Genomic DNA, 16,848 nt, shown 5'->3' with positions numbered 1-16,848 from the left:
AAATAAATATTTAACCAGATATTTCATAGTATGTTTTTATTATAACCCCTAAAATATCAATTTTAAAATGCAAAAAAAGAGGTTGCTACAAAATGATTAAAAATCATTTTGCAACAGCCCCTTTTTTGCTTTTAATTATTCAGTCAAATTAAAAATCGCATCCACATGATGTCTTATCTGGAAATGGTTTTGGAGGTTGATTTCCTGTATTTTCAGGTTTACCTATACATTTTCCGTTATAAGATGAGGTTTCTAATTCAGAATATTTTATTACTATATTATCTTTATAAATCTTTAACATATACTTTGTATTTGGACATAAAGGTCCTAATAAAAATTGTCCGTGACAATCTGTAAAAGTATGAGTTAGTGGATAAGGATATCTACATCCATCAACAATTTGTAATAACTTAACAACCGCATCTACTACAGGCATTCTATTACAGTCCAAAACTGTTCCAAATATAACTGATCTCTTTTCCTCTGGTAATCTAACTATTGCCTCTATTTGTTCATTACATCCTGTCTTTAATTCACATGATGTTATTCTTCCGCTCATAACTTTGCCTCCTAAGTTTGAATTTAAATTTAAATTTTATATAATACAATCTATTCCATTATTTATAAAATGTTCTTTAAGTTATGTCGTTTTAATAAAAAAAGACTAGTTTTAATAAGTCATACTTTGTTCACATCCGTATCTCTTATCTATAACTAGTCTTCTATATTTAAATTTTATTATAGTTATTTTAAATGCATTATTCCTTTGCTTCTAATTGAACATCAAAAGTTTTATTTTCTCCATTTCTAACTACTTCTACTTTAACTATATCTCCTTCTTTTTTAGTATCTCTAATTGCTCTTAACTCATCAAAGGTTTTAATTCTTTCTCCATCAAATTTTACTATTATATCTCCACCCTTTAATCCTGCTTTTTCCGCCGGTGAGAATTCTGATACCTCAACTATATATAGTCCTTCTTGCATATCATATTGCTTTGCTAACTTTTCATCTACTTCTCTTATTGATACTCCTAAATTTAATATAGGCTTAGATAATGCATCTATTCTATCTTTAACTTCATTTATTGGAATTGAAAATCCTATTCCCTCTGCTCCACCTGACATTTTTAATGTATTTATACCAACAACTTCTCCCCTAGTATTTATTAGAGGCCCTCCACTATTCCCTGGATTAATTGCAGCATCTGTTTGAATTAAGTTTAACTTAACACCTGTACTTGTTTCTACAGTTCTATTAACAGCACTTACAAGTCCTCCTGTTATAGTTTGATTAAAATCTTTAGAAAGTGGTGTTCCTATTGCTAAAACTTCTTCTCCTGGTCTTAATGCATCCGAATCTCCAAGCTGTACTACTGCTGGAACCTTAACGCTATCATCACTTAATTTTAGCATTGCTATATCTTGATTTTGGTCATAATTCACAACCTTCGCCTTTACATCCCTACCATCTGATAAAGTAACAACTACTTCCTTTGCACCTTCTATAACATGATAGTTTGTTAATATATAACCTTCTTCATTTATTATAAATCCAGAACCCATTCCATCTACTTGTTGAGGTATTATTCCACTATAATCAGTTACTCCATTTGCTGATACTATAACTACTGCTGGAGCAACCTTTTCAAAAGCTTCACTAGCAGTTAGTGCACCTTCAGTAGTCTCAAATTCCTGAGGATTTGGAGTTATTATAGAAGATTGCTGTTTAGTGTCAGTACCTCTCATTGCATAATATATACTTCCACCGCCTAGTGCTCCCCCTAGAAGTCCTGCTATAAGGGCTATTGCTATAATTTTAAATCCACCACTCTTTTTCTTCTTTTTATTATAGCTTTTCATATAACCTTGATTTGAATCAACCCCATTATTTCTTTCTAGTATTTTATCTTCATCGATAAAATCTTCCTTCATACTATTTTGAACAGTAGAATTTAAACTATCTCCTCCAGTATTATTAACATCCTCATAATTTTCTACATCATATATATTATCATCACTCATCATAAAACGCCTCCTAGATATTATATTAATAAATCCTTTTACAGATATTAATATACCCTTTTTTTGTGACAATTATATGACACATCTATGACAACTATATGACACATTGATGTAATTTAATTCTTATGTGCCTTTTTGGCTAGTCTTTCAATTTCATTAGCTTGTTTAACTACTTGTCTTATTCCTGTTATAACGGTATCAGGATCATACATTGATATAATATTACTTTCCGAACTAGTATTATAAACTTTTGTCAAATTTGAATCTCCAAGTAATGCTAATTGCTCTTGTCCACTTTTTGCTATTAAATAATATGGTTTTCCACCAAATACACCATCTGTTTGACTACTATTTTCACCACTGGTTATGTTCTTTATTTCATTATATACTGCACTAGTATAACTACTTTTTGTTCTATGTACTTTAAATTCATGTAAATTATTTTCATCTAGTTTATTTTCAAATTCATTTATTCCACATGATATTCCAAACTTATCTAACAATGTTGTAAAGCCTACAGACGATCCAAGTACCTCTACCTTTCTTCTTATTTTTTCTATTATAAGGCTTCTTTTGAATTCGCTACTATTTATTGTATCTTCAACTAATGGATTTACTAATACTATTCCTGCTACTAAATCTGGATACTCTTTAGCGAATTCAGTTAAAACTAAGCTTCCGTATTCTTCACCAACCAATATATAAGGAGATGGTACAGCAGCCTTTCTAAGTAATATTCTTAAATCTTCTGCTTGTTCCTTTGGAGTCCTTAATGCTCCACTATCACTATACCCATATCCTCTTCTATTATATACAAACGTTGTTATATCATCATATTCTGATGTCAATTTATCTGTTATTGAATTCCACTGATTTAAGTTGGTTCCAACATTTCCATCGAATACAACAGTGTATTTACCTTCTCCATCAGTTCTATAATCTAGTCTTTTATCATCTACTCTAGCATAATCTACTCTTTGCTTCAAAGTTTCTTTTGCTATAAAATTACTTACTCTTTGATATATAAAACCTATAATAATTACTATTAACATTGCTAATAATGTATTTTTTATTATATCCTTTGGTTTCATTTTATTTTTCATATTTACTTTGTAGACTCCATTTGAATGTGGTAAAAGCTTCACGTTAACCCTTCCCCCTTATATATCATAGCTTCAAATTGGGTTTCGCATTTATATTTAATGGTGCTTCTAATCCCTTTATAAAGTTAAAGTATGCAGCGCTTCCTATCATTGCAGCATTATCTGTACATAGTATTGGTGAAGGAAATAATACATCTATTCCTTCTTTAGATGCTGCATTAATAAGAGATTCCCTCAGAGCTGAATTTGATGCTACACCACCAGCTATTGCAATTTTATTAACCTGAGTTTTTTTACAAGTTTTTAAAACATTTTGCTTTAATACATCTATAACTGCCTTCTGAAAAGATGCTGCTACATCTGCTCTATTTATTTCTATGCCTTGCATCTTACATTTATTTATATAATTTAATACAGCTGATTTAACCCCACTAAAAGAAAAGTCTAATGTATCATCATGAAAGTTAGCTTTAGGAAACTCTATAGCATTTTCATTTCCTTCCTTAGCTAATTTATCTATTTTAGGTCCACCAGGATATCCTAATCCTAATGCTCTTGCAACCTTATCATATGCTTCTCCTGCTGCATCATCCCTTGTCTGTCCTATAACATCATACTCACCATAATTTTTAACATGAACTATGAAAGTATGTCCTCCTGAAACTACTAAAGATACGAATGGTGGTTTTAAATCTTTATGTTCTATATAATTTGCACAAATATGGCCTTCAATATGATTTACACCTATTAATGGCTTCTTAGAAGAATATGAAAGACCTTTTGCATACTGTAGTCCAACTAATAATGCTCCTACTAGTCCAGGACCATAAGTAACACCAATAGCATCTATATCTTCTAATTTTACCCCTGCTTCTTCTAATGCCTCCATTACAACTCCATTAACTACTTCGATATGCATCCTTGATGCAACCTCAGGTACTACCCCTCCATATTTTTTGTGGGTTTCTATTTGTGAAGCTATTATATTTGATAATACTTCTCTTCCATCTTTAACTACAGCTGCTGATGTTTCATCACAACTTGATTCTATTGACAATATTAATTTGCTTTCCATTGCTACTACCTCTTAATCTAATTATATTTATATTAAAATATTCTAAAATTATAATTCTTTTTTCATTTTCTTGCTAAAACTATCTTATTCTTGTTAAAACTATCTTATTATTGTATATTAAAATAAAGCTTATAGCTTATTATTATCATTGTTTATTATATAATGAATGACAAAATTATTCATTATTTTTTATTAGAATTAATGGATTTTTAAGGATATATTAATATTATTTAAAGGAGTTTACATAATGAATTCTTATGCAAAAGTAATTGTACCAGGATCCCCCATATCTAAATCTAATTTTAAACTACATAATAAGGATGGTAGAGCAATCCTTCCATATAATACTGGAAAATCACACGATAGGTATGCACTTTATGAAGAAGAAATTGCCTACTATGCTAGAATTCAAAATCCCAATGTAATCCTAGAGGAATCACTTATTGCGGTTCTTAAGGTTTATTATAAAAGCGAAAAAAGGCATCCTGATACTGCAAACATAACTAAAAGTATTTTTGATGGAATCGAAAAAAGCGGCCTTATTGTTAATGATGCCCAAATAACTAGAATTATTACAGAAGAATTTTATGATAAAGAAAATCCTAGATTTGAACTAGAATTCTATGGAGAAAGTCAATATGAAGTTTCTTATTCTATTTTACCTAAAAAAGAGCATTCCATAAAAAAACTCTACTCACCTATTAGAAATACTAGTAATAAACAATTAAAGAAAAATAAAACAGAAAATAAACCAACCAATAATGATAATATTACAATGATTTGTGAGTTTTGTAATAAAAAAATTAACGATACGGATTTAATTAAAGCAAATGGTGGTAAAACATTAATCTGTAGGTCTTGCTTTAATAAACTATTTTAGAAAGGAGATTGAAATTGCAAAAAAATTCTTTTGTATTTATTGGAGATAGCCTAACCTATGGATATGGTGTAAACAAAAATAATAACTGGGTAGAAAGCTTAAACCCATTTATACCTTTAGATATAATAAATAAAGGCATAAATGGAAATACAACAACAGATATGCTAAATAGATTTACGGAAGATGTTATTTCATATTCCCCAAAGAAAATCTTTATAATGGGAGGAACCAATGACTTTCTTTCTAATAGATCTCTAGATTCTGTTTTAGATAATTTAGAATTAATGTTAAAAGAAGCCTTAACTATAACTAAAGATGTTATTATAGGCATTCCACCAATAATAATAAAAGAAGATGCTTATAGGCTTTTTATGCAATCTTCTACATATGATTATTGTGAAAAGCAACTACAATTATTAGGAAAGTCTATAATTGAACTTTGTAATAAATATACAGTTACCTATGTTAATTTTTATAGCTTAACATTTAAATTTTCATCCAATAATATTTTTATCGATGGTATTCATTTAAATAATAATGGTCAGAATTTATTGCTTAATGAGTTCAAACAATTATTAAAAAATATGGATAGTACACTTTAATGCATACTATCCATATTTTTTAATACATATATTTCTTTATATAATCTGCTACTATTTTTCCAACATGAGCACCATTTTCTCCGCTATTAAAAATATCTTTATCTCCACTCAATATAGTTCCACAAGCAAATATTCCATTAACCGAAGTTTCATAATTATTTACTATCAAAGTACTATAATCCTTTAACAATATATTTGTTTTTCTTATAAAGGATATTTCTGGACAATATCCAACCGTTAATATTAAAGAATCGCAACCTATATTTCTCACAGTTTCATCCTCTATACTTTTAATATCTATACTTTCTATTCTCTCATTACCATATAATTCAACTACACGATGATTTCTTATTATATTTATATCAAATCCATCTATAAATTCACTACTATTTTCATCTAAAAATCCATTCTTAGAATTATCTATAATGGATTTTACTCTGGCCCCTTCTACTAATAGCCTTCTTGCAAGAACTAAAGACCAATTATTATTTCCAATAATTATAACCTCTTTCCCCGGAAGAAACCCTTGAAGATTAACTAACCTGTGTGCTGAAACTAAAGTAAATATACCTGTATATTTATGAACTGGTATATTTATGTTCCCTGTAAACTTTTCTCTACATCCAGAAGCTAATATTACAGCCCTTGCTTCAAGCTCCTGAATCCCATCTTGAGGATTCACATATGAAACTACCTTATTCTTAGTTACTTCTAAAACTTCAGTATTTAATTTATACATACCACCTAGTGCTTTAAAATCTTTAATAAGTTGACTTCCAAGCTCCGGTCCTGTTACATCCTTGCCTAAATAATATCTTCCAAACCCATTATGTATGAATAAGTTTAAATTTCCACCTAAATCATTATTTCTTTCTAAAATTAATACTTTTTTAATTCCATTTTTCAGAGCAGAAACCCCAGCTGAAAGTCCAGATGCTCCCCCTCCAATTATAATTAAATCATATTGAAGCATATATAACCTCCATAAATGTTAAATAAAACATATAGATATTATAACATATTGTATTTATCTTACACTATTCATTGTAAAATTATCTCTAATATTGAAATTTATTTTTTGGTTGGTTATAAAAATTAAGAAAATCTAAATTGCTTTATAAAAACTACTATACTATAATTTAAGTATTGTTAACATAATAGTACAGAAATTTAAGTATTATTCCCATAAGTGTTATAATACTTTATATATTTGAGGTGATATATTGGACAAACTTATTGAAAAATTAAAAAACAAATTTACACAGGTCCTTAACTTTGATGGTGCTATGAGAATAATATTATTCTTAATTCCACTTATAGCTATTACATTTAAAAGTATAATATTTCAAGGTTTCGTAGTTAATCAAAATCCTTATTCTCTAAATTTAAATCTTGGATATAACTCTGCAAAACCATTTATTAATTATTATTATGCCTTTATTCTAATTTTTATTAGCTTTTCTTTATTATTTAAAGGTAAAGGACGAGTTATATATCTATTTATTATAGATATACTAGTTACCCTATTAATATTATTAGACTTAGGATACTTTAGAGGATTCCTAACAATGCCGTCAGCATTATTACTAACTCAAACTGCTAATTTAGATAATATGGGTGGTACTATATCTTCAATGTTTAGTAATAAAGATTTCTTACTATTTATAGATTTTATAATACTTGGAATATTTGTTTTCTTTACTAGAAAATCATACACAAGAATTAAAAGGAGAGCCCCTATTACATTTATAGTTATACTATTATCTAGCATTCTATATATAGGATATGTTCCCTTTAATTTATATGTATTAAAAAATGAAGATGTGAAAAATGGATATATATTCTCAAATTATGATCCAACAAATACAGCTAGATATTTTTCTCCTCTAGGTTATCATATTTTTGATTTATATAATGTTTATAAGGATTCAATGCCATATGAACTAACTACTGAAGAAAAATCACAAATTGATGAATTCTTTAGTAAAAAAGAAGATTTACCTAACAATCAATATGCTGGAATTCTTGAGGGAAAAAACTTATTAGTTATACAAGTTGAATCATTAGAAAGCTTTATACTTGGCAAGGAAGTAAATGGTCAAAAAGTTACTCCTGTAATGGATGAATTAATAAAAACAGGACTATATTTCCCTAATATATATGAACAAGTAAACGAAGGTACAAGCTCCGATTCTGACTTAATGATTAATACATCAATGTTTCCATTAAGAAGAGGAAGTACGTTCTTTAGATATCCTTCCACTAAATATAATTCCTTACCTCTTCTACTAGAAGAAAAGAACTATGATACAATAGCAATTCATCCTGATAAAGGTTCTTTCTGGAACTATGTAAATGGCTTAACAGGAATAGGATTTGACAAATTTGTTGATTACTATTCATTTAACATAGACGAAGAAATAGGTCTTGGCCTATCAGATGAAAGTTACTTTAGGCAAGTTGTGCCAATGCTTAAAGAGTTAAAAGATCCATTTTATGCATTTACAGTTACTTTAACTAATCACGGACCATTTGATTTACCTGAAGAAAAGAGAGTATTAAATTTAGATCCAGAATTAGCTAAAAATGAACTTGGTGGATACTTCGAAAGTGTTAAATATACAGACACACAAATTGGAAAATTCCTTGAGTTATTAGATAAGGAAGGTATTCTTGATAATACTGTTGTAGTTATTGAAGGAGACCATACAGGCGTCCATAAATACTATAATAGCTCAATAGAAAAACTTTCTAACAAGGAAGATTGGTATTTAGATAATGGCCACCATACTATACCATTTATAATTTGGTCAAAAGATATGAATGAGCCAAAAACTTTTGATACTATAGGTGGACAAGTTGATATAATGCCAACATTACTATATCTTATGGGTGTACCAAATGATAAATATATAGATACAGCATTAGGTAGAAACTTACTAAATACAAATAAATCATTTGCAGTACTTACAAACCTAGATGTAGTCGGTGAAGGTTTAACAGATGAAGAAAAAGAACTATATAAGAATATAGTTGAACTTTCAGATAAAATGATAAGAAGCAACTATTTGGACAATTGATAATTGACAATTGATAATTATGGATAAAACTCCCTTATGGGAGTTTTTCTATTATAATAAAATAATTTAATTTGTTATTATTATATCTTCAAAATTCTTAATTTTATATTTTTATATAAACAAATAACCTCCGTAGATTTACTTACTCTATGGAGGTTATCGCTTTATTATATAATAACTACATCATTTTAAATTATACTTCATTTGTTTTTACGCATCTAAATCACTTTTATTTTCCAGCTATTGATAATTCATTAATCTTAACAGATGGGCTTCCTATACTGCTCATTGGGAATTTTAAGTCATTCCCCACCTCTTCTATATCTTTTAATAAATTAAAGAAGTTTCCTGCTACAGTTATTTGTTCAACTGGGTAATCCTTTTTCCCATCTTTTATATAAAACCCTTTTGCTGCTAGTGAAAAATCTCCAGTTATTGAATTTGCACCTGAATGTAATCCAGCAAATTCTGTTATTAATAAACCATCTCCAACTTCTTCTAATAAATCTTCAAAACTCTTTTCTCCCTTTTGAATATATAAATTTGTTGGTGAAACTCCTACTGGTGATGCATAAGAATTTTTAAATCCATTTCCTGTTGATTTTGTATTTCCTTTATTAGCAGTTTTTAGATTGTGAAGTAAAGTCATAAGCTTACCTTCATGAATTATATCCTTTTTCTTCGTAGCAACTCCTTCATCATCAAAAGGAACTGATGCTAGCCCATTTACTAAATGAGGATCATCTAATAGCGTTACTTTTTTACTTGCTATTATTTCTCCTTCCTTTCCCTTTAATAAACTTAGCCCCTTTTGAGCTGCGTCACCACTAAATACTCCAGCAAATGTAGAAAGTATTGAAACCATAGCTTCATTATTTATTACAGTTTTATATTTACCAGATACAACTGATTTGCCACCTATTCTTGAAATAGCTTCATTAATTCCATCTTGTGCTAATTTCTTCGGATCTATCTCATCTATAGAGTTAGCTGTTACATATCCCATACCATCATGCATATCTTCTCCGTTTTTTATTATTGGAACTACGTATGCACTTAGTAAATTAGATTTATTTTCTAAATTTAGCCCTTTTGAATTAATTATCCCATACTTAGCTTTACTATATCCTATTCCACAGCCTCCAAAGCTAGTAACTCTATTATCTAAAATTTTTGCCTCTTTTTCCATACTTAAAGCCAAGTTTATTAGCTTATCTGCTGGAAGATTTTCTAATGCTTTGTAATAAGTACTTACTTCTTCATATTCCTTATCACCTTCATATATAAATTGAACATCATCATTTTCTATAACTAATGCACTTTCCTTAGCATTTTTAATAAGCATTCTTATAGCAGCATCATCTAATATTTCTGTATATGAATATCCTATTTTATCATTTATTTTTCCTCGAAATGATAGCCCATAGGAAGTAGTTAAATTATATTTTTCAACTTCCTCATTATATACATTTATACTTAAACTTTCTCTATCTACATAGTAAACTTCATATTCATTAAAACCATTATTTTTAGCTTCCTGAAATAATTTATTTATAAATATATTTAATTCCACTTTTATATTCCCCCCTTATCTTCCACCTACTGTTATTTCCTTGACTCTAATCATAGGTTGACCTACATTAGTTGGAATACTTCCTGAAACAGAACCACACATTCCTTGTCCTTGTGCTAAATTCTTTCCAACCATATCTATATTCATTAATACTTCGCTACCTTTACCAATAAGACTCGCACCTCTAACCGCCTCTTGTATCTCTCCATTTTTCACTATATATCCTTCTGATACAGCGAAATTGAATTCTCCTGTTACTGGATTAACTGATCCGCCACCCATTTTCTTTGCATATAATCCATCTGATATTGATTTTATAATTTCATCTTCATCATCATTTCCTGCTGCAATATATGTGTTTGTCATTCTTGAAGTAGGCGCAAATTTATAATTTTGTCTTCTTGAACTTCCAGTTGCCTCCATACCCATTCTTCTTCCATTTAATTTATCAATTAAATATCCTTTTAATATACCATTTTCTATTAATACATTTTTTCTTGTTTTATTACCTTCATCATCAATATTTAATGATCCCCATGCATTTGGTATAGTTCCGTCATCAATTGCAGTAACCTTTGTTGATGCTATTTGTTTTCCAAGCATATTGGTAAATACTGAATTACCTTTAGCTACTGCAGTTGCTTCTAATGAATGTCCACAAGCCTCATGGAATATTACTCCACCAAATCCATTATCTATTGCTACAGTCATTTTACCAGCTGGACAATTCTTAGCATGCAACATAGTATGTGCAACTCTAGATGCTTCTTTTCCATAATATTCTGGATCTATATCTTTAAATAATTCAAATCCTTTATGCGCTCCTGGCCCTTCAAAACCGGTTTGATTTTCTCCATTTGCAGATGCTACAGAGCTTATTGATAATCTTGTTCTTACTCTTCTATCTTCTGTAAGTAATCCTTCAGTATTAGCGATTAATATATTTTGTTCTTTATCTAAATACCCAACAGAAACTTGAGTTATTTCATCACTGTATTCCTTTGCTGCTTTATATCCTCGTTTCATTACTTCTATCTTTTTTTGAGCACTTATTGAAGATGGAATATATATAATTGGATTATTATTATATATAGCTTTTTCATTAAGAACTATACTTATATCCTCTTTTAATTCTCCAAGTGCCAATGCTGCCTTTTGAGCGGTATCTAATAAAGCATTTAAACTAGTATTATTAGTATAAGCATAAACACTTTTTAATCCCTTAAAAATTCTTATACCTATCCCATGAGTTCTTCCTGAAATGGAATTCTCTACCTTTCCATTCAAGATACCTATAGACGTATCTATTGTATCCTCTTCAAATATTTCAGCAAAATCTCCGCCTGTTATTAGACATCTAGCTAATACACTAGATAATATATTTTTTGATAACATACTACTCATCCTCCATACTTATTTCTTTTCCACCCTTAAAGGCCTTTGCCCATAAGTCTACATAGCTACCACTTGCCCACTCTGCCATTATTACTTCTTCATTATTATTTAAGTCAATAGTAATTAACGGACTGCCTTTAATATCCCTATCTTCCATTTCATAAACTAATAACTTATCATTAAATAATATTATTGCCATTCTTCCAGTAGGCGATGTATATGCATCCTTTATAAATGGAAATTTTCCCTTTAAATCCTTCCATGAAATTAATAGAGTATCATAATTTAATATCCTTTTGTTTAGATTTAATGATATTCTATAATCTATTCCATCTTTAGTATTATCTATAGTTGGAATCTTCCCAACTATATTCCATTTCCCTTCAATTCTTTTGATAGTAAAATTACTATAATCTACATTTGTATTTAAATAACTTCTTTCTTCTTGTGATAAAGTCTCTAATGTATCATTAAAGTCTTTTTCATATTTTTCTTTAGCTTCATTAGAATATATTTCCTCAATACTTATTCCATTCTCATTATTTATATTATCAACAGGAATAGTTTGATATATTGGAAATTCATTATTAAAGTTCTTCCCTTCATACTTTTCAATTGAAATATAATCGTTAGATATAAAGTTTATATTTTTATATATATTTTCATTACTATCTTCTAATGAATCTATTTCTATTCTTCCATCTAGTGGGTGTGCTGTAAAGTACTCTAAAATCCTTTCCCCATTGTCTACAACTTCACTTTTAATACTCCATACCCCATTCATTCTTGGAAAAATTATATTATCCTTTTCTAATATAGGTTGTAATTTGTTATCTTTAAATGATATCCACAATGTTTTGTATGTTTCGGCACTATAACTACCATCTATTGTTTTCTTGGAGTTTTTAATCCTAACATTATACCTACATCGCTATTATAATCTTCTAATCCTTCTTCTGATTTAATAACATTCTTCTGATAGGCTAAATCTTTTGGATTATCATCTAGTTTTTTAAGCCTTAACAGTGCTCCATCATAAAATAGATAACCATTTTCATTATCTATATAAATAAATTCCCCAATAATAGTATTAGAATCAATTATTGATATCACATCCCACTTTGAATCTCCTTCTATTATATCTTCAAGCTTTAAATTTAATTCATATGATAAAACATATGTCTTATCTACAACTTTTAATTTATATTTAGCATTTGAATATGAAATATTGAACACCGAGAAATTACTATCAGAAATACTAATTAAAGAATCTTTTAAAGATAATATATCCTCCCTATTTTCAGATTCATTACCTAATATATTAATATACTCGATTCCCCACACGCCTTTTATCTTAAGGTTATTATTATTAGGAGCTTTTATAGCTTGTGTATCTTTTCCATTTACTTTACTACAACCAATATTTAATGTAAATATAAATATAAGAATTATAAATAAAAATCTTTTTATACTCTTCACATTATTCCTCCTTATTTATTGGAATAATAATCTCAACTTTTGTACCTATTCCTAACTTACTATATATATTAAATACTACATCGTGTAATTTTATTATTTCATCACAAATAGATAAACCTATTCCATTTTGAGATTTAGAATTTTTACCTTTAAAAAACTTTTGCTTTACATGTGGCAAATCCTCTTCTGATATCCCACAACCATTGTCTTCTATTACAAATTTAATTTTATTATTAAATTTCGTAGTAGTAAAAATTATACTTCCTTCTACACCCGTAAACTTGAATGAATTGTCTAGTAAATTAATAAATACTTGCTTTAATCTATTACTATCTACGTACATATTACCATCAGCTTCTGTTATAAATTTAAGGTTTATATTCTCCTTATTTGCTCTAGGACACATAAAAGATTCTATATGATTTATAAATTCATTTATACTAATGCTTTGTAGTTCCAATGTTACTTTTTCATTTATAAATCTAGAAAAATCTAATAGCTCTTCCACCATTAAAGATAATCTATCTGCTTCTTTTTCTATTATTTGAAATCCAAGTTTTAATGTTTCTTTATCAGTCTCATCATTATTTAAAGTTATAGTCCATCCTTTTATAGCTGTTAGAGGAGTTCTTAATTCATGAGAGACAGATGATATAAATTCATTTTTTAACTGCTCCCTTTTTGATATTTCATTTGCCATAAAATTCAAAGTGTTTGATAGTTGCCCTATTTCATTTTTACTATCAATATTACTTCTAACACTTAAATTTCCACTTCCCATTTTTTCTGCAACTTCATTCAGGTACTTTATTGGATTTATTATACTATTGGCTAGTATTATACTTAAAACTACTCCTACTATTAAAACAGCTATTGATATTCCTGAAAAAATTATCATTATATTAGTTATTACCCCATCTATTGCCTCTAAAGACGTTATGAATCTAATAACACCTATTATATCTCCATCTATGATCAACGGATAAGAAACAGCCATGACCTTATTTTCATAATAATCAACCTTTCCTATCCATCTTGCTGATTCTCCTTTAAGTGCTTTTGATACATCTGGTGCATTTATCAATTTTACATCTTTAACTCCAATAGAATCCATTAACAAATTTCCATTAGCATCAAAAATTTCAACTTGTGCATTATTTTCATTCCAGAATGTATCAATATTATCATAAATAGTTTCAACTAATGATTTTGAAGAAAAATACTTTGTATAAAAATTTATTGAAACTTGTATTCTATTTTCTAATAAATCCTCCGTATTATCATAATAATATTTTCTAACAAATATCATAAGTAAAATATTTAAAAACATTACTGTTGAGAAAATAATAATAAATATTCCCTTAAGTAATTGATTCTTTATACTTCTCATTCTTTCGATTTCCACCTATATCCTATCCCCCATATTGTTTCTATATACTTAGGCTCTGATGCATTGTCTTCAATTTTTGCTCTTAATCTTCTTATATTAACATCTATTATTTTTGCATCTCCAAAATAATTTTCTCCCCAAACTAAGTCCAACAATTCATCTCTTGTAAAAGCTTTATTGGGATTTTCTAGAAATATTTTCATAAGTAAATACTCTTTTGGAGTTACATCTATTTCAATATTATCTTTTAAAACCTTCTGTGAATATAAATCTATGAGAAATGGTCCTAATTCTAATTTATCTTTATCTTCATCTCCAAGCCTCCTAAGTAATGCTTTTATCCTTAATACAACCTCTAATGGATTAAATGGCTTTACTATATAGTCATCTGCCCCATACTCTAGACCCATAATCTTATCCATATCTTGCCCTTTGGCTGTAAGCATTATTATCCCCATATCTGGAAATTGACTTCTCAGTTTGTTACAAACTTTAAAACCATCTAACCCTGGTAACATAACATCTAATACCGCTATTTTAGGATTTTCTATACTTGCAAGTCTTAACCCTTCTTCTCCTGTTGCTGCTTCGATAACCTGTAAATTATTTCTTTGTAAATTTATCTTTAGAAAAGCTCTTATACTTTCTTCATCTTCTACTAGTAATATTTTGTTCATTTTATCACCTCTAAACATAATAATATTATTAACTCTTTTAATCTCTTATAATCTTATAAATAGAAATAAGAGACGTTTTACCGTCCCTTTACTATTTCAATGTTCTAAACTCAAATCCTTCTAACTTTAAATAATCTATTGCACTTTGTAAATATTCTACTGTACCTTTTTTAGCATCTGTATCATGCATCAACACAATCACAACATCCTGGCTTCCAACTGTTTCTTTTAACTTCTCTAATAAATATTCCTTAGAGAAATCTTTGCCTTCTGCATCCCCATTTAACGCATTCCAATCCATTTGGAAAATTCCCTTACTTTCTAATACTTCATCTAGATGTTTTGTTCCATTCCAACTAGCATGTCCCCCAGGCATTCGTATTAATCTCGTAGAAAAATCTTTTCCCAATATTTCTTTTAATATTTTATCATTTTTCTCAAAATCCTTCATAAATGCATTAATATCTACTGTTCTATTTGGATAAAGTAAATGATAATCATGTGAGTATCCATGACTCCCTATAGAATGTCCTTCTTTTGCCATTCTCTTCAATAACTTTTCTGATTCACTATTCTTCTCAATAGAGCTACCTAATGTAAAAAATGTTGCCTTTATATCATTTACCTTTAATATATCCAAAATCTTTTCAGTAGAATGCTGAGATGGTCCATCATCAAATGTAAGATATGCGATTTTTTTATTATCTTCTCTATAAAAATTCCATTTATACATAGTTTCTGGAAGCACCTTTGATGCATCATCAGCATTAGGATCTTTCTCTAATGAAAGATATTCAGAGTTATCAAATACATTGATATCTACATTATTTTGATTTTCTTTAGTAGATTCACTCTCATTACCTATATTATCTTGGTTAGAACTAGAAGTGTCTAATTTTTCTTGATTAGAATTGCTATCGTTAGTAGTAGTATTACTAGTTACAGTTTCTGCTTGTATAACATTATTTTTTCTAAAATCATTAACTGTAAATGAAATCAAAAATGTTGATACCATTAAGACAAATATAAATGTTATGAATCTTTTTTTATTTTTTATCGCACTTCTACTCATTATTAAACCACACTTTCTATTTTTATAAAAAATTGCTTGTCCTATAATTCAATTATATAGAAGTTTTTTCTACAAATCATTACAATTTGTTAACCAAAAGTTACGAAAAAGTTACATTTATTTCTATTAATAGAAATAAAAAAAGAGTTTTATAACAATAGATTTAAATCTACTCTTATAAAACTCTTAGAGTTTAAATGGCTCCGTGGAGAGGATTCGAACCTCCAACCTATCGGTTAACAGCCGAGTGCTCCACCATTGAGCTACCACGGAATAATTCAGAGTGTTCTCTGAAAATTGCACATGAATGAGAGCCAAAATCTTTGATTTTGTTTCTCGAATTCACTCAGCATTGCTGAGTTTCCTTCTTATTTTTATTGGTCAAGCCCTCGACCTATTAGTATCAGTCAGCTAAATATGTTACCACACTTACACCTCTGACCTATCAACCTTGTGTTCTTCAAGGGGTCTTACTAGCTTATGCTATGGGAAATCTCA

Annotated in this window: 15 protein-coding genes, 1 tRNA gene and 1 rRNA gene; 3 read left to right on the top strand and 14 right to left on the bottom strand. The window is 28.7% G+C overall.

Going from position 1 to position 16,848, the window contains the following annotated elements; genetic code table 11:
• Nucleotides 1-148: 148 nt before the first annotated feature.
• The 4 genes from NSA50_RS18650 to tsaD all read right to left on the bottom strand — a co-directional run bounded on the left by NSA50_RS18650 (nt 149) and on the right by tsaD (nt 4,202).
• Nucleotides 149-559 (bottom strand): carboxypeptidase regulatory-like domain-containing protein, encoded by a 411-nt coding sequence (locus tag NSA50_RS18650; protein ID WP_195265808.1) that lies wholly within the window; start codon nt 557-559, stop codon nt 149-151.
• Between the two features lie 199 nt (nt 560-758).
• A complete protein-coding gene (locus tag NSA50_RS18645; RefSeq protein ID WP_195265893.1) occupies nt 759-2,024 on the bottom strand; it encodes a S1C family serine protease in 1,266 nt (421 codons plus the stop codon).
• A gap of 116 nt (nt 2,025-2,140) precedes the next feature.
• Nucleotides 2,141-3,169, bottom strand: coding sequence for an alpha/beta fold hydrolase (locus tag NSA50_RS18640; RefSeq protein ID WP_195431167.1), 1,029 nt, complete (start codon nt 3,167-3,169; stop codon nt 2,141-2,143).
• 22 nt (nt 3,170-3,191) lie between these two features.
• Entirely contained in the window at nt 3,192-4,202 is a 1,011-nt protein-coding gene (tsaD, locus tag NSA50_RS18635) for a tRNA (adenosine(37)-N6)-threonylcarbamoyltransferase complex transferase subunit TsaD (RefSeq protein WP_195431164.1), read from the bottom strand.
• A 247-nt stretch (nt 4,203-4,449) separates the two neighbouring features.
• On the opposite strand from tsaD, the gene NSA50_RS18630 reads away from it, so the two are divergent.
• Nucleotides 4,450-5,082 (top strand): RusA family crossover junction endodeoxyribonuclease, encoded by a 633-nt coding sequence (locus NSA50_RS18630; RefSeq protein ID WP_195431161.1) that lies wholly within the window; start codon nt 4,450-4,452, stop codon nt 5,080-5,082.
• A 14-nt stretch (nt 5,083-5,096) separates the two neighbouring features.
• The gene (locus NSA50_RS18625; RefSeq protein WP_257447749.1) at nt 5,097-5,684 is read left to right on the top strand and encodes a GDSL-type esterase/lipase family protein; all 588 of its coding nucleotides are present in this window, start codon (nt 5,097-5,099) and stop codon (nt 5,682-5,684) included.
• Nucleotides 5,685-5,703: 19 nt separating this feature from the next.
• Here the strand turns inward: NSA50_RS18625 and NSA50_RS18620 are convergent, their stop codons facing one another.
• The gene (locus tag NSA50_RS18620; protein WP_195265797.1) at nt 5,704-6,657 is read right to left on the bottom strand and encodes an NAD(P)/FAD-dependent oxidoreductase; all 954 of its coding nucleotides are present in this window, start codon (nt 6,655-6,657) and stop codon (nt 5,704-5,706) included.
• A gap of 313 nt (nt 6,658-6,970) precedes the next feature.
• Here NSA50_RS18620 and NSA50_RS18615 point away from each other — a divergent pair, with 313 nt between their 5' ends.
• Nucleotides 6,971-8,764: an LTA synthase family protein gene (locus NSA50_RS18615; protein ID WP_243249651.1), complete on the top strand. Its 1,794-nt coding sequence runs from the start codon at nt 6,971-6,973 to the stop codon at nt 8,762-8,764.
• A 229-nt stretch (nt 8,765-8,993) separates the two neighbouring features.
• On the opposite strand, the gene NSA50_RS18610 is transcribed toward NSA50_RS18615, so the two are convergent.
• From NSA50_RS18610 to NSA50_RS18570, 9 genes are all read right to left on the bottom strand, one after another.
• On the bottom strand, nt 8,994-10,337 hold the full coding sequence (locus NSA50_RS18610) for a TldD/PmbA family protein (RefSeq protein ID WP_257447720.1): 1,344 nt from the start codon (nt 10,335-10,337) through the stop codon (nt 8,994-8,996).
• Nucleotides 10,338-10,352: 15 nt separating this feature from the next.
• The gene (locus NSA50_RS18605) at nt 10,353-11,732 is read right to left on the bottom strand and encodes a TldD/PmbA family protein (protein WP_195265793.1); all 1,380 of its coding nucleotides are present in this window, start codon (nt 11,730-11,732) and stop codon (nt 10,353-10,355) included.
• 1 nt (nt 11,733) lies between these two features.
• Nucleotides 11,734-12,585 (bottom strand): hypothetical protein, encoded by an 852-nt coding sequence (locus NSA50_RS18600; RefSeq protein WP_257447714.1) that lies wholly within the window; start codon nt 12,583-12,585, stop codon nt 11,734-11,736.
• Between the two features lie 32 nt (nt 12,586-12,617).
• Entirely contained in the window at nt 12,618-13,211 is a 594-nt protein-coding gene (locus NSA50_RS18595; RefSeq protein WP_257447710.1) for a hypothetical protein, read from the bottom strand.
• A gap of 1 nt (nt 13,212) precedes the next feature.
• Nucleotides 13,213-14,601: a sensor histidine kinase gene (locus NSA50_RS18590; RefSeq protein ID WP_257447707.1), complete on the bottom strand. Its 1,389-nt coding sequence runs from the start codon at nt 14,599-14,601 to the stop codon at nt 13,213-13,215.
• Nucleotides 14,598-15,278 (bottom strand): response regulator transcription factor, encoded by a 681-nt coding sequence (locus NSA50_RS18585; protein WP_195265787.1) that lies wholly within the window; start codon nt 15,276-15,278, stop codon nt 14,598-14,600. The genes NSA50_RS18590 and NSA50_RS18585 overlap by 4 nt, the downstream gene beginning before the upstream one ends.
• Before the next feature lie 91 nt (nt 15,279-15,369).
• Nucleotides 15,370-16,350 carry a polysaccharide deacetylase family protein gene (locus NSA50_RS18580; protein WP_195265785.1) on the bottom strand — a complete coding sequence of 327 codons (981 nt, stop codon included), beginning with the start codon at nt 16,348-16,350 and terminating at the stop codon, nt 15,370-15,372.
• Between the two features lie 198 nt (nt 16,351-16,548).
• Nucleotides 16,549-16,623, bottom strand: a tRNA-Asn gene (locus NSA50_RS18575).
• A gap of 104 nt (nt 16,624-16,727) precedes the next feature.
• Nucleotides 16,728-16,848, bottom strand: a 23S ribosomal RNA gene (locus tag NSA50_RS18570); the annotation flags it as partial.

The organism is Clostridium mucosae (genome assembly GCF_024622765.1).
Lineage (GTDB): Bacteria > Bacillota > Clostridia > Clostridiales > Clostridiaceae > Clostridium.
Note: the sequence above shows the minus strand (reverse complement) of the source record. Positions and strands in the feature narration are given on the sequence as shown.

What these genes read in the sequence shown, in the direction of transcription:
- tsaD (WP_195431164.1), bottom strand. Translation starts at nt 4,202, where the DNA reads ATGGAAAGCAAATTAATATTGTCAATAGAATCAAGTTGTGATGAAACA.
- NSA50_RS18605 (WP_195265793.1), bottom strand. Translation starts at nt 11,732, where the DNA reads ATGTTATCAAAAAATATATTATCTAGTGTATTAGCTAGATGTCTAATA.
- NSA50_RS18615 (WP_243249651.1), top strand. Translation starts at nt 6,971, where the DNA reads ATGAGAATAATATTATTCTTAATTCCACTTATAGCTATTACATTTAAA.
- NSA50_RS18585 (WP_195265787.1), bottom strand. Translation starts at nt 15,278, where the DNA reads ATGAACAAAATATTACTAGTAGAAGATGAAGAAAGTATAAGAGCTTTT.
- NSA50_RS18620 (WP_195265797.1), bottom strand. Translation starts at nt 6,657, where the DNA reads ATGCTTCAATATGATTTAATTATAATTGGAGGGGGAGCATCTGGACTT.
- NSA50_RS18590 (WP_257447707.1), bottom strand. Translation starts at nt 14,601, where the DNA reads ATGAGAAGTATAAAGAATCAATTACTTAAGGGAATATTTATTATTATT.
- NSA50_RS18580 (WP_195265785.1), bottom strand. Translation starts at nt 16,350, where the DNA reads ATGAGTAGAAGTGCGATAAAAAATAAAAAAAGATTCATAACATTTATA.
- NSA50_RS18650 (WP_195265808.1), bottom strand. Translation starts at nt 559, where the DNA reads ATGAGCGGAAGAATAACATCATGTGAATTAAAGACAGGATGTAATGAA.
- NSA50_RS18630 (WP_195431161.1), top strand. Translation starts at nt 4,450, where the DNA reads ATGAATTCTTATGCAAAAGTAATTGTACCAGGATCCCCCATATCTAAA.
- NSA50_RS18645 (WP_195265893.1), bottom strand. Translation starts at nt 2,024, where the DNA reads ATGAGTGATGATAATATATATGATGTAGAAAATTATGAGGATGTTAAT.